This window comes from Sulfobacillus thermotolerans (genome assembly GCF_039623705.1).
GTDB lineage: Bacteria > Bacillota > Sulfobacillia > Sulfobacillales > Sulfobacillaceae > Sulfobacillus > Sulfobacillus thermotolerans.
The window spans coordinates 128,658-142,829 of sequence record NZ_CP133983.1 but is presented as its reverse complement, the minus strand read 5'-3'; the positions used below and the strand labels follow the sequence as shown (position 1 = coordinate 142,829).

The window sequence follows — 14,172 nt, the reverse complement described above, 5'->3', positions numbered from 1 at the left end:
ATAAAAGGACACGTGGCACACCACGTGTCCATAGAGCCGAGATCTTGCCAACAAGAAGATGACCACACACTGCGGCACCTGCCTTAATGCCCCCCTATCACAATAGCTAGGTTCACCGCACATACCAGCACCACGTACAAACCATCTTGCCATCCCAAGGGGATCCGGCGGTAATACGTTCGGGCCTGAGGGTTGTCTGCCACTACCCCACGAAATCCGCGCGCTTCCATTGCGACGGACACGCGTTCTCCCATGCGGATGGCTTGACTTAATAAAGGTAGGGCATAGGTCACAATCCGGGTCAGGCGGTAACGTCCGGCTTTTCCTCGCAGTTGGCGAGCTTGGCGAATCTTGCGCCATTCATCCTCGAAAAGAGGAAACACGCGAATGCCCGCCAGACTTCCGTAGCTAAAACGCGGCGGTACCCGCAAGTTTTGCGACAAACTCACAATGAGATCCGTTAAATCGGTTGTGGAGACAAATAATACGCCAAATGCGACGGAAGCGAGCATCCGAAACGCTAAAATCAGCCCGTTATCGAGCCCGGTCCAACTCAAGCGATACCATAGAAAATAGAACACGGGCGTATGCGGTCCGACACGGGAATACGCGGTCAGCGTCCACGTATATAACACGAAGAAAATTACAAATGGAGCCATGCGTTTGGCAATTTGGCCAAGCGTCAACTGCGCTCCCCACCACATCAAGAGCACGGGAAAAATCGCCAGCGCGACCGCTTCAGGGATATTTGCCGCAAACATTGCAATTCCCATCGCTAGTATAGTCGCAATCAGTTTTACGGAGGGATTGAGCCGCCCCAGCCATGATTGTTTTTGTGATTCCTGCACTTGCGCAAACCGGCTCCAGCCCCGGGTTTGTGGATCCACGGCCGTTTCGCTCGGCACGGGTTCTTCACCCACTAATTCAGGCACGAGATGCGCTTGGCGCATCAGCGCGGGATTTGCAAATAAATCGGCCGGAGCGCCATCAAACACGATCTTCCCTTCCATCAAGACAAAAACACGGCTGGCGTAACGCGCCACCAGCTCCATATCGTGGGTTGTGATGATGACGGTACGACCTTGCTGGTGCAGCGTTTCCAATTGGTTCACAATCGCTTCTTGTGTCCGCGCGTCTTGGCCAAACGTCGGCTCATCTAAGACATAGGCTAGGTGATCATCTTTCAGCATAACGGCCACCGCAAGCCGCCTTTTTTGGCCTTGACTTAATGCGAATGGACTATGTCGCTCATAGCCATCAAGACCAAATTGCTGTAGTAGCGCCCCGACCTGGGGAGGCGTCTCATCCTCGACATAGCCATCTGCGAGTTCGTCCACGACCCGTTCATAGACAAACTGATGCTCCGGATTTTGAAACCCCAACACCACCGGTACCGGCATCATCTCCGTGGGTTGCGGCCTGTCGAGTTCTCCTCCACTGGGTTTCGTCAATCCGGCCAGCAAGGCGAGCAACGTGGATTTTCCCGACCCGTTTGGCCCCACAATGACGACTTTTTCGCCAGCATGAATCTCAAAATCTAATCCATGAAGCACCTCTCGCGATGCTTTGCGTTTGCCGTAGGCATAACGCAACTGACGGGCTGCAAATAACGTCTCTTGGTCCCTGCCGTCAGGTTCTTTTGAGGAGCGCCGGGCTTGCGCCAATGCCTGCAGCGTGTGAGGCTGTCCCCAGGCCCCGTGGGCATCGGTCCACCATGGCGGCACCATACCTTCTTGCACCATCCATGGCCATTCTCTTGCGATCACCTCACGGGTCGGGCCTTGAGCTCGAATGGTACCCTCGCGACCAATGAGAATGACTTGAGGCAGGAGATCCATAAATGCTAAAAACTTATGCTCAATGACCATGAGGGTGCGGCCACTACCGTGCAGCCGCCGAATTTCATGAAACACCTCGGCCGTGCCTTGCGGATCGAGATTCGCGGTCGGCTCATCGAAGATCAAGACGTCGGGATTCTGCGCCAACGCCGACGCAATCGCTAATTTTTGTTTCATCCCGCCTGACAAGGTCAAATTGTATGCGTCCGGTGCCACGGCCAAATGGGCCCGTGATAATGCGTCACGAATGCACCCATCCATCTCTTCTCGTGGCACACTTTGGTTCTCCAATCCAAACGCAATTTCTTGGCCGGCTGTTAATTGGCAAAATTGCGATTCCGGATCTTGAAAAATATAGCCGATGCGTCCCGAAGCCTCAAGTTCTGGGGCGCGTTCCACCCGTCCTGTGACCAGGGCTTCAACGCTATCGGGGATAAGGCCCGCAACTACCATGGCCAGCGTCGATTTACCGCTGCCGCTGGGACCGATCACTAACACGGATTGGCCTTTGTAGAGCGTGAAATCAACGTGGTCTAACGCCAAGCGCCCTTCGTAGCGAACGCTCAAATCCCTTGCCGCAAACAAAGGCGTTTCGAGCTGGCGCTCCGGACGCGACAAAGAGGTCATCATAACGAATTTTGAGCCTGCCGGCCGATGGCAAAGTTGCGCAAGACGCCGGTGCGTTTGAGAGCATTGCCGATCCATGTGGACAGTAAGCCGGAAAAGATAGCCCCACTAATTAACGTGACCACCACATAGCCGACTTGGGTTAAAATCGTATAATCATTGACACCATAATAGAAGTACGAATAGATGTAATTGCCGACGCCACCCATAGCCGTGGCAAACAGCATCATGGGCAAATTGTATCGGCGATAGCGACCTAACGCAAAGCCCGCTTCGACGCCTAGACCTTGGGCAATGCCAATTGTAAACGCCTGAATCCCATAGGGGCTACCTAAAGCAAATTCGACAAATCCGCCAATCGATTCCGCTAACACAGCAGCGCCCGGCTTGCGCACAATATAGGGAACAATTCCTGCAGCAATCCACCATAAGCCATTAAAACCCGCTGTTAGTACGGGGCTTACCGTACTCGGCACAAATTTATAGAGGAGGTCCCAGCCCAGATAGATGGCACCGCAAGCCGTAGCTAAGACGGCTGTGACAACAATATCACGCAGTTTCCACTGCATCGATGAATGATTTTGCATGAATCCCATCCTCCCTAGTGAAGGACAAGGAGTGAGGGCTCCAGAAAAGGATACACCTTAAGAAATGAGGTGAATCGCAGTCACTGGCACTTTCCTCCCGCTGGCATTATCCAGATCGAGTTGAAAGGGTTAGCAACGGTCACGTTGCTTCTCAGCCTCTAGGCACCCCTAGTACCATGTCACAAACAGTATTGTGTTTGCTTCTTGATTATAATCCACGATCCCTCTTATGAGATCAATCCCGACAGATTTTTTACAGGGCTCAAAAACGGCTCAGCGACAAGGTCACCGTGTTTTTTAGAGTCTAGCACCGGATTGATACCCACAAGATTCAAGAAATACTTGAAGTTCTCTGGGGTATTTCGTAACGTGAAGAGAAGAGCATAGCCTATTGACAAGGAGACTACTCATATGCCGTACCCCAGGTCCGTCGCGCTGATAACGGGCGCAGGCAGTGCCCAAGGCATTGGCTTTGCCACCGCTAAGCTTTTGGCCCAAGCGGGTATAGCCATCGCTATCACATCCACGACAGCCCGCATTCATGACCGTGCGCACGAACTGCGTCAAGCCGGCTTCAACGCTTTTTCGGTCGAAGCTGACCTCACCGACTGGTCAGCCGTTACGCACGTTGTGCACGAGACCCTTGCCACATTTGGCCATCTCGAGATTTTGATTAACAATGCGGGCATGACACAAGTTGGTACCGCAATGGGTGACCAACCGGTCGAGACGCTAAGCCTTGAAGAGTGGGAACAAGGGCTAGCACGCAATGCGACGACGGCCTTCTTATGTTGTAAAGCCGTCCTTCCTGTTATGAAAGCTCAGCGCTACGGCCGCATCGTCAACGTGGCATCGGTCACGGGCCCAGTCGTGACCAATCCCTTTGAAGCTGCCTATGCGGCGGGCAAAGCCGCCATGGTGGGACTGACGCGCACCTTGGCTCTGGAGACTGCAACATGGGGCATTACCGTCAATGCGGTGGCCCCAGGATGGATTGCGACTGCCTCTTCAACACCCGAGGAACACCATGCTGCCCGTTATAGTCCGGTGGGCCGAGCCGGAACTCCAGAAGAAGTCGCCAGTGCCATTAGGTGGCTAGCGGCCCCTGAAGCCAGCTACGTGACTGGACAGATTCTGATTGTCGACGGAGGAAATTCTCTTATGGAAAACAAAGCCCCAAGCCTTAGCCTTGGGATTGCGCCTGACTCTGAATCCAACGAAACATAAAGCCCAACTCCCACAGGTAGCCGGGATCTAAAGGGCGTTCTAAAATCTGCTCTAACTGCTGAACACGGTACCGCAAGGTATTGCGATGAATTCTCAGCGCCATAGCCGCCTCAGACCGCGATCCATGATGCTCTACGAGCACTTGTAAGGTGAGACGCAAGACAGGATCGGTAATCCGGTCCCACGTCAATTTCACCAATGTCCCCATCACCTCCGGTGGCAATTCTGCAATCAATCGCGGAAATAAGAGGCTACTTAGGTCCATCACCTCGGTTCTCGCCGTACGCGGCATCACGCGAATGATAGCGCGGTATGTTTCGGCGAGTTTGGTCGTCTCCACCGCATCAGAAAACACCGCAGTTAGACACCCGTTCTCACGCAACAACCGATGGATTTTATGATTTAAAGAGACCAAATTGATGGCGGGCTGTTCTGGCAAAACCGCGACAATATACTCTTGCGACAGCGTCGTCAGGACCTTCCATTCGCTTAACACATGGCGCAGCTGATCTTCCAAATGGGTTACAGGCTCAAAGCCTTGTTTGGTCTTGCAAGGGCCCGTACGAACCACCGCCACCACCAATAGATGGTGACGCCGATGCATATGAAATCCAATCAGTTTGGCGCGCTCCACCAAGCCCGGATCGTGCGTGACGTTGCCACTCAGCGCCATATCTAAGACAGAACTTTGTAGACGCGCTTCCGTGCGTGCTGCCACCTGTTCGCGTAAAACCCAAAGACCGGTTACTAAGGCCATATGCTCAAAGACATGGGTTTGCCAATCTTCAAGCGGCTGGGGTAGGGCTACACGCAGAAAATGCGTATGGGCATGAAAGGTTTGAATAGGAAACTGGGTAAAGGCCGCCATAGGAATCGCCCGATTGAGCAGGGAATTGCCCTCACTATCGGTAACGTCCACGGCATGGCCACATAACGACGACAAGTCTTGGCATAACTGCGTCAACGACCGACTTTGTACCGCCACGCGCACCATCTGCGTTTGCAAGCGGTCAATATTGGCCATCACCGCAAACTGCTCTTGAATCACCAATTGGTGCACTGCTTCGCTCACCCGCACAAAGGGCAGCGCCCACGGCAAAACAATAATCGGTAAGCCTAGGCGATCCGCATCCGCCAGCGCCTCATCCGGAATTTCTTGGATGTAAGGCCCCAGTGCTACCATAATGCCACTCAATTTTTGCGCATCTAGCTCCCCAATGATACTGGTCCACTGAAAGCGACTATACCCCGTGGTCATCAAAAGCATTTGTGGCAAGATCCATTGCGTGATATCGGGAATATCCACCACATGGACCAGCCGTACCGGCCGCTCCAACCCCGAATTCCCGGCCACAACCTGCGCTTGGGATAAAATGGGCAAGCCTAGGACATCTTTGACCGTAGCCACTGTGCCACCTCTTTACCCGAATCCATTCCCGAAAGACGCTGCCAAAATCGCTAATAGGGCGTCACCGATATACTGTCGCCACGAATCCTGATTTAATACAGAATAGCGCGAAATGTTGAGCCATAAAAGGCCTTAGCCCTAAAAACCAAACGGAGGGTCCGTTTTTGCAAATTACTAAGACCGGCTGGCTAGCCATGACCTAAAAACCGAAACGGAGCCACTTTGCTTGATGCCCCCATGCGGCATTTCCGAGGTCAACGGCAAATGGTCATTGAGCCACACCTCGCCAAAGGCTAGATGCTTGCTCATGGTGAGCGCGCGGTTCAAGTCCTGGGTCCACACCGAGGCGGCCAAGCCGTAGTCCACGTCATTCGCCTTGGCGAGCACGTCCTCGTCCGTGTCAAATGGCATGACCGCGATGACCGGCCCAAAGATTTCCTCTTGGACACAGGCCCAATGCTGTTCGACGTCCGCTAAAATCGTAGGGTCCGCATAAAAGCCCGTTCCGATGCCTGGTAAGTGCCTGCCTGCGGTGATAATCCGCGCCCCTTGTTTTCCAGCCTGTTCAATGTAGCCCGTGACTTTTTGCCATTGCGCCTGCGAGACTAAGGGGCCTAAATCGGTGTCTTTTTGCATGGGATCACCTAAGCGGGCTTGATCAAACACCTCTTGCAGCCCTTCTAAAAACTGTTCGTAATGCTTGCGGTGAACATAGGCCCGGGTTGCTGCGGTACAGTCCTGCCCGGAATTGACTAAGGCTGCAACGGCAATCCCGTGGATTGCCGCATCAAGAGGGGCATCCTGCCGTCGCGACTTCTGCCACCGTTTCCTTTGTGGCCGGATTGATCACGGTGCCTACGCTTTGCTCCCCAGACGTCCATGCTCCGTCAACCCACGAATGCCACTGCATCAATGCGCCCTCCTCCTGCTTCATAATTGTGCCATTTCTTCTACTAAAGCCTGACGCAAGGCGTCAATAATGTCTTGGCCTTGCTCCTTGGTCATAATAAGCGGGGGAGACAACGTTAAAATATCTTGGGCCGTTCGGACAATCACCCCGCGCTCTTTCATTTTTTGGGCTACGCGTAAAGCCCGCTGTCCTGGCTTGTCGGCCTTCCCCGGCACAATCTCAATGCGCCCTAACAAACCAATGCATCCCGGATACTGCGCGGCATCGGGATACGCCTCACTCAAGACCTTAAGCTCCTGGCCCATCCATTCTCCGACATGCTGGGCATTAGTGGCGAGATCTTCTTTTTCGATGATTTCCAAATTGGCGATGGCCGCCGCGCACGCCACCGGATGGCCACTGTAGGTATTGCCGTGTCGAAATTCCGGACCGTCAGCGGCTTGTGATGTAATGGTGTCAAAAACGTCGCCACTGACCGCGGTGGCACCAAGCGGCATATATCCTGAGGTCAGGCCCTTGGCAAATGTCATCATGTCGGGCTGTATCCCGTAGTAGCGACTTCCCGTCCACGTACCCAAGCGCCCAAACGCCGTTACCACTTCATCGGCGATGAATAAGACATGATAGCGCGTACACAAGTCCCTGACCCGGGCCAAGTAGTCCGGCGGTGGGATAATGACCCCACCCGCCGCCTGCACCGGCTCCGCAATGAACGCCGCAACGGTGTCAGGATCCTGAAATTGAATCATCCGTTCGAGTTCGGCCACACACGCGTAGGTGCATCCTGTTGTTGGACCATGAAAAGCGCAATGGGACACGTAAGGTGCGGGCGCGTGGTAGACGTCGCCGACAAAAGGCTCGAACAACGTGCGATTGGCGGTGATACCTGCCACGGACAACGCCCCATATGTCACGCCATGATAGGCGTGATGCCGCCCAATCAACTTGGTCTTGCGCGGCTGTCCCTTGCTCTTCCAATATAATCGCGACAGCTTCAGCGCCGTTTCCACCGCTTCTGACCCGTCATTGCTAAAGAACACGGACGCCATACCTTCAGGTTGTAAAATCTCTACCAATCGCTCTGACCCCGCCACCAAAGGCTTTACCCAAGGTCATAATATCGGGCACGACTCCGCTGTGATCGACGCCGAAAAGTTTGCCTGTCCGGCCCATCCCCGTTTGAATTTCGTCGACGATAAGCAAGCATTCATAGCGGTCGCAAATCGCGCGCAAGTCGGGGAGATATGACGGCGGGGGAATATTCACGCCCCCTTCGCCTTGAATAGGCTCCACAATAATCCCGGCCACGGTTTCACCGGAGCGCAGCAATTGCACAATAGCTTGCTCGGCGGCTCCTGCATCGCCAAAAGGCACATGCTGAAATCCAGGTACCAAGGGTAAATAGGGCTGGCGAAACAATCCTTTGCCGGTCGCTGACAACGACCCCATGGTTTTGCCATGAAACCCCTTTTCCATCGCAATGAAATGTTTTTTGCCCGTCGCAAGCCGCGCCAGTTTTAATGCCATTTCATTGGCTTCGGTGCCGGCATTGACAAGGTAAGAGTGTTGCAAATCTCCGGGCGTTATCATCGCGACCAGTTTTGACAAATACCCCCGCAACGGATCAATTAATTCTTGGCTGTGCAGCGCATAGCGGTTCAATTGACTTTTGACCGCTTCGACCACTTTCGGATGGCGATGACCCAGGAGATACACGCCATAGCCGCCTAAACAGTCAATGTATTCATGACCATGGGTGTCGCGAAATACCGCCCCTTCGTCTTCCCATTCCGCCACTGAATAATCGTCAGAATAAGATTTGCGGCTTTTCAGAATCGCTTCGGTCACGTAGAGCGGAAAGTTTTCCAAAGAATCCGCGACAATGCGGTCGCGATCGGCCTCGCTCAGCGTATCTGCTTTGATATACCCAAGGATTCTCTGCGACTCCCGTACAATCTCTTCTGATGATGCACGCATTCATACCGTCTCCTTCGTTTTATTGCGCCCGCACGCACGCGCAAGCAAAAATAGCACTTCATAGGCCGTCGTCGCTGCAAACAATGATGAGGTCCGGGTCACATCCAAGTCAGGACTAAGTTCCACCACATCGGCACCTGCCAGCGGTGCGGAGATGAGGCGCAAGGCTTGCAACACCATGTAGCTGCTTGGCCCTCCCGCCTCCGGTGTGCCGGTTCCGCACGCATAAGCGGGATCGACCACATCAATATCGACACTTAAATACGCCACGTGTGTTCCGACGCGCCTGTGAATTTGTTCGGCAAGCCATGACGCTGAGTGTGCATACCAATCGTCCGTTGTGATCTGTTGAATGTGTAGGTCCTCTCCAAAGTGGTCCTCCTCCGCTTGGTCAAGCCCGCCCCGCAATCCCACCTGAAGACTGAATGCAGGATCAATCAAACCCTCTTCGATTGCTCGCCGAAATACCGTGGCATGACTATACTTTTCACCCCACGAATCGTGCCACAAATCATGGTGCGCATCGAAATGGATGAGAGCGAGAGACCCTACCCGCTTACTTAGTGACCGAAGCGCGGCCAGCGACACCGAATGATCCCCACCGAGCAGCAAGACCGCGGCCTCTCCCAACTTGTCCAGCTGTTCTGTCATGCGCACAAGTGTCACGACGATATTGCCCGGAACCACAATGAGGTCTCCGCCATCCGCCACGACGGCTTCATGGGTGAGAAACTGCCGGTGTCCTCGGTGGTAGGGATATAAGGCGCTTGACGCCTCGCGAATGGCACTAGGGCCCATTCGAGCTCCCGGCCGAAAGGTGGTTCCGCCATCAAAAGGGGCGCCAACGACAACGATATCAGGGTCGTTAACCTGTTCCAAAGACGGCAGTTTCATAAACGTGGTAGGGCCAGAAAATCGTGGCATCAGGTGTTCTGCAACGGGATCATAATTGGCCATAATGCGTCCTTTCTTGGTTCTCTCATCATGCGATATTGGCTTATTCTTGGCTCATCGGACTGTAGTGGTAACGCACGATCACCCCTATACCTCTGACGTATTCAGATATTTCTTTAGAATGACCATGAGATCCTTCGTCGCTCTGCCCTATATTCCAGGCAATATTCCATCGCCTTGCACAAATGCCAAGTGTTTTGGGCGTCAAGATGCATTCCATGCCGCGTCGTTGTTCATCCTGCCTCAAGGAATTTCAACGAGACAGCGCGAATCTTCCCCAAAGACAGACTGTCTAAAGAAGCTTTTTGAATCGGCAAAGGAGCGAATACAGATGCCCTATGGTTATCAGCGCATGTATATCAACGGTAAGTGGGTTGACGCGGCGAATCATGCCACCATTGACGTCATCGATCCCGCTCGGGGTAGCGTCATTGCCACCGTCCCCCGGGGCATGTCCCATGATATTGATCAAGCCGTACAGGCCGCCCGCCAATGCTTTGACACGGGGGCTTGGCCAGGTCTTGCTCCGCGCGAGCGAGAACAAATGCTGCTTGACTTAGCCCAGATGATTCGCCAAGACCGCCTACGCTTAGCCGAAATGGAGGTCGCAGATTGCGGCAAGCCTTTAAACGATGCCCTAGCGGACATTGATGAAGCAGCCTTTATCTTGTCTTATTATGGCGGGTGGATTACGAAAATCGCCGGCGACATTCCCCCCGCCAGCCCCGGAGCCATGAGCTTAGTGGTCAAAGAACCCATTGGGGTGGCAGGATTGATTGTGCCGTGGAATTATCCGTTTCTCATGGCCATTCAAAAAATCGCGCCGGCCTTGGCCGCAGGCTGTACCTGTATCCTCAAACCCGCCGAACAAACGCCCTTAACGGCTTTAGCCCTGCCGCGCTACCTTGAAGCGGCACATCTGCCACCAGGCGCCGTAAATATCGTCACAGGGTACGGAGAGGAGGCTGGGGAAGCACTCGTCAGACACCCGGATGTCGATATGATTAGCTTTACAGGTTCCCTAGAGGTCGGGCGCCATATCCAGCAAGCCGCCGCCCATACCATCAAACGGGTCACGTTAGAATTAGGCGGCAAATCACCCAACATTGTGTTTGCGGACGCCGACATGGACCTAGCCGTGGCCAAAACGTGCTTTGGCGTCTTTTGGAATCAAGGAGAAGTCTGCTCAGCGGGCAGCCGGGTCTTTGTCCAAGAGAGTATTTACGATGCCTTCATCACCCGCGTGTCAGCCTATTTGGCCACCATTAGAGTAGGCAGCGGCGATAACTCCACCACCACCATGGGCCCGCTAATCAGCCGCGAGCATCAAGCGCGCGTGCTAGGCTATGTGCAATCCGCCTATCAAGAAGGCGCCCAATGTATCGCCAAAGGGTCCGTTCCGGATGACCCCGCCCTTCGCCAAGGATTCTTTGTTGAACCCATGGTTTTTGCCCATGTCACGCCCTCTATGCGCATCATGCAAGAAGAAATTTTTGGACCTGTTATGGCCGTCATGCCCTTTGCCACCGAAGACGAGGTCATTGCCCTTGCCAATGACACACCGTATGGACTAGCGGCAGCTGTGTGGACGCGTGATATTCAGCGCGCCCTTAGTGTGGCCAAGAAACTGCGGGCGGGGACCGTATGGATAAATGACTCCCAACCCGCGCCCTCGGAAGCACCATGGGGCGGCTACAAGCAATCGGGCAACGGGCGCGAGTTGGGCCGCTTAGGGCTCGAAGAATATTTGGAAACCAAGCACATCTATATTCGCTTAGATAGCTAACGCCTAAGGTCTGTAGGCCCCCAAGCGCTTAGTCCTGGCCATCATCACATTGTCATCATTTACCCGAGTCCATCATAGACTGATAACAGCCCCATAGTCTCACCGCACAAGCTGTGCATTATAAACATTAAAATTATGAATTTTAGGGCGGGTTGCTCAAGGAATTTGCGCTCGGGACCCCGAATGTACTGAAGGATGAAATATTTGGAGATGGGGCGTTTGACGATGCGGGAAATTTTTGGCGTATCGGCTGTCTCCTTGAGCGCGCCACAGGAAGCTTTGTATTTTCTGTGTCTGGACCGTACCGAGCCCCATTTTCTGTGCGCACAAGGAGTGTAGAAGAGGAGGACTTTATGAATGGCGATAACAAACGTGGTGTCTTAGTTTTGGGAGTGGGCGGAGTGGGAGAGGTTGTCGCAAAAGGCTTGACGCGACTGCCCGCGGTGGAGGCGATTATTGTGGCTGACCTGTCACTCTCCCGCGCTGAGATGGTGGCCGCCAAACTGCATGATTCTAGAGTGCGCGCCCTTTCAGTAGATGCCCGTGATGTCGAGGCCGTCTACCGTGCCATTCCCGATGATTGTGCCATTGTGATTCACGCTGGAATTCCTCGCTTTAATCTGACCGTCATGGAAGCATGCTTGCGAGCAGGCGTCCACTACATGGATATGGCCGCAGACGGCCCTGTAGAACTTCCGGGGCTCGTCACCGTGCAGCGCCAAATTCGGGAATATCATGAGAAATTTCAATCCGCAGGACTCTTAGCATTGCTCGGTATTGGCGTCGATCCGGGTGTGACCAATATTCTGGCACGCTGGGCCTCAGACCATTTAGCATCGTTAGATGAAATTGTGGTCTATGATGGAGACAATTCCATGTTAAAAGCCAGCTATGCCTTTGCCCTTCCGTTCTCACCAGACACGAGCATTGAAGAATGCCTGCAACCGCCTTTGAGTTACCTCAACGGCTCTTTTGTGACGGGCACTGCGCTTGACACCGGGATCGAAGTCTTTGATTTTCCCGATCCCGTAGGCCCCTTGACCGTCCGCTCCGTGTCGCACGAAGAAGCGGGAACCTTGCCGGTGTTTCTCCCGAACAAGGAACTTGTCCGCTGCGAATTCAAATATGCGCTGCCTGATGAATACATCAATATTCTCCGAGTGCTTAAGACGTTAGGATTGGACTCCGAAGACGCGATTGACATTAATGGAACCAAAGTGGTGCCTAGGCAAGTCGTCACGGCGCTTTTGCCGACCCCAACAGATTTAGCGCATGCCTTTGAAGGTACATCGTGCGTTGGCACTTGGGTGCATGGCCAAACCTATGACGGCGATATGGTCGAATGGTATCTGTACACAATGGGTACACACGCCGCGAGCTGGCGGGACATGGAAGCCAACGTCACCGTCTGGCAAGCCGGATTGCCTTCGGTGATTGCCACCGAACTTCTCTTCGCCGGCGATATCCCCGAACGCGGCGCGTTAGTGCCTGAGCAGTTAAATCCGGAACCTTGGATTCAGAAACTGCCCCAATGGAACATGCCCCTATTTAAACGCGAGTTGCGTTCCACCGTCCTTAAACGCGCCTAATAAGCGACTTCTATAAAAACCCGCTTCAGTCCTTAAGTGGACCGAAGCGGGCTTTTGGGGTTGAGCGGGGTCTCGAGCTATTTAGGATTGTTTGAATTTCTCCCAAATCGTATTGAACTGCTCATTGGCCGACGCAGGAATCGCCTTCATGACTTCCCCCTGCGTAATCACCCACTGCGGGGGATTCAACCACGGATTTTTCAACAAACTCTTTTGAATATAGGGATCGGCTGCGGTGTTGGGATCGGAATATTCTTCGGCATTTTCTAACTCGGCACTAATTTTGGGCGACAGCAAGAAATTAATGAACAGTTCTGCCGTGTACTTCGCCTTGGAACTGGTAGGAATGATAAAGTTATCAAACCATCGGTTCACACCAGACTTCGGATAGACCGGCAGAATCCACGGATCCTGGCTGTATGCCAATGCACCTTCTCCACTCCAAACAATCCCTGCTGTCGCTTCCCCGTTGAGCAAATCCACATGCGGATCATTGCTGTTGAACACCTTGACCTGCGGGCGGAACTTGTCCAAAGTGACGGCGGCCTGATTCAAGGCGCTCAGGTTGGTATCATTGAGGTTATGGCCATTCATCATAAGCGCAATACCAACCATAGTGCGCGGCGAATCCACCACCACCAAATTGTTCTTAAACACCGGATTGAGCAAGCTTCTATATCCTGTCACAGGCACATGGACAGCGTGGGTATTGACCGCAATCGGCACGGTGCCCCACAAATACGGCACGGAGTATTCGCTGTGGGGATCAAACGGCAAATTGCGAAATGGCGGCGCGATATTTTTAAAGTTCGGAATATCCTTGAAATTGAGCTTGTCTAATAGCCCCAGTTTGGTCATGGTCTGCACCATATAATCGCTGGCCACGGCGACATCAAATTCTTGGCCCGCTTGCATTTTCGCCAACAGTTCGGCGTTGCTCGGATAGGTGGAATAGTTGATATGCACATGGTATTTGTTCTCAAACTGATGCAGGATTTCATGCGGCAAATACGCCGCAAAATTCCCTACATCCAACACAGGGGAAATGGTATGCGCCCCATTCCCCGCCGCGGACGGCGTAGAACTTCCGCATCCCGCAAGCGTCGAGGCAAGCACTAGTGTGCCTAAGGCCGCTGATATTATCGGTAAACGCACTGAGTAATTCCTCCTTATATGGAATATATAGAATGATATAGAATGGTCGATGAACATTGATGCGGACTATTCCTCAACGCCTGTATGTCGTTGCCGCGCCCTCACCCCCTTACC

Annotated in this window: 12 protein-coding genes and 1 riboswitch; of the genes, 3 read left to right on the top strand and 9 right to left on the bottom strand. The window is 53.4% G+C overall.

The window, feature by feature from the left end:
* Positions 1-83 precede the first annotated feature (83 nt).
* A complete protein-coding gene (locus ORD20_RS00580) occupies positions 84-2,468 on the bottom strand; it encodes an ATP-binding cassette domain-containing protein (protein ID WP_242968508.1) in 2,385 nt (794 codons plus the stop codon).
* Positions 2,465-3,052: an ECF transporter S component gene (locus tag ORD20_RS00575; RefSeq protein ID WP_242968507.1), complete on the bottom strand. Its 588-nt coding sequence runs from the start codon at positions 3,050-3,052 to the stop codon at positions 2,465-2,467. Before ORD20_RS00575 ends, ORD20_RS00580 begins: the two co-directional genes overlap by 4 nt.
* 74 nt (positions 3,053-3,126) lie before the next feature.
* Positions 3,127-3,232, bottom strand: a riboswitch (TPP riboswitch).
* A 231-nt stretch (positions 3,233-3,463) separates the two neighbouring features.
* Between ORD20_RS00575 and ORD20_RS00570 the strand changes: the two genes are divergently transcribed.
* Positions 3,464-4,279, top strand: coding sequence for an SDR family NAD(P)-dependent oxidoreductase (locus ORD20_RS00570; RefSeq protein WP_103375551.1), 816 nt, complete (start codon positions 3,464-3,466; stop codon positions 4,277-4,279).
* Here ORD20_RS00570 and ORD20_RS00565 read toward each other — a convergent pair.
* The 6 genes from ORD20_RS00565 to speB form a co-directional block, all read right to left on the bottom strand.
* Positions 4,236-5,687 (bottom strand): PucR family transcriptional regulator, encoded by a 1,452-nt coding sequence (locus ORD20_RS00565; protein WP_103375550.1) that lies wholly within the window; start codon positions 5,685-5,687, stop codon positions 4,236-4,238. The genes ORD20_RS00570 and ORD20_RS00565 overlap by 44 nt on opposite strands.
* 174 nt (positions 5,688-5,861) lie before the next feature.
* Positions 5,862-6,458 (bottom strand): aldehyde dehydrogenase family protein, encoded by a 597-nt coding sequence (locus ORD20_RS00560; protein ID WP_430626740.1) that lies wholly within the window; start codon positions 6,456-6,458, stop codon positions 5,862-5,864.
* A gap of 16 nt (positions 6,459-6,474) precedes the next feature.
* Positions 6,475-6,597, bottom strand: a complete 123-nt coding sequence (locus tag ORD20_RS00555; RefSeq protein WP_430626400.1) for a hypothetical protein — start codon at positions 6,595-6,597, stop codon at positions 6,475-6,477.
* Positions 6,598-6,617: 20 nt separating this feature from the next.
* Positions 6,618-7,673: an aspartate aminotransferase family protein gene (locus ORD20_RS00550; protein WP_430626399.1), complete on the bottom strand. Its 1,056-nt coding sequence runs from the start codon at positions 7,671-7,673 to the stop codon at positions 6,618-6,620.
* Complete coding sequence (locus ORD20_RS00545) at positions 7,651-8,574, bottom strand: aminotransferase class III-fold pyridoxal phosphate-dependent enzyme (protein WP_430626398.1); 924 nt, start codon at positions 8,572-8,574, stop codon at positions 7,651-7,653. The genes ORD20_RS00550 and ORD20_RS00545 overlap by 23 nt, the downstream gene beginning before the upstream one ends.
* Positions 8,575-9,531, bottom strand: a complete 957-nt coding sequence (gene speB, locus ORD20_RS00540; protein ID WP_103375546.1) for an agmatinase — start codon at positions 9,529-9,531, stop codon at positions 8,575-8,577.
* Positions 9,532-9,859: 328 nt separating this feature from the next.
* On the opposite strand from speB, the gene ORD20_RS00535 reads away from it, so the two are divergent.
* Both ORD20_RS00535 and ORD20_RS00530 read left to right on the top strand, forming a co-directional pair.
* Positions 9,860-11,314, top strand: coding sequence for an aldehyde dehydrogenase family protein (locus ORD20_RS00535; protein ID WP_103375545.1), 1,455 nt, complete (start codon positions 9,860-9,862; stop codon positions 11,312-11,314).
* A gap of 353 nt (positions 11,315-11,667) precedes the next feature.
* Positions 11,668-12,903: a saccharopine dehydrogenase family protein gene (locus tag ORD20_RS00530; RefSeq protein WP_103375544.1), complete on the top strand. Its 1,236-nt coding sequence runs from the start codon at positions 11,668-11,670 to the stop codon at positions 12,901-12,903.
* A gap of 81 nt (positions 12,904-12,984) precedes the next feature.
* On the opposite strand, the gene ORD20_RS00525 is transcribed toward ORD20_RS00530, so the two are convergent.
* Positions 12,985-14,058, bottom strand: coding sequence for a polyamine ABC transporter substrate-binding protein (locus ORD20_RS00525; protein ID WP_158246257.1), 1,074 nt, complete (start codon positions 14,056-14,058; stop codon positions 12,985-12,987).
* Positions 14,059-14,172 lie beyond the last annotated feature (114 nt).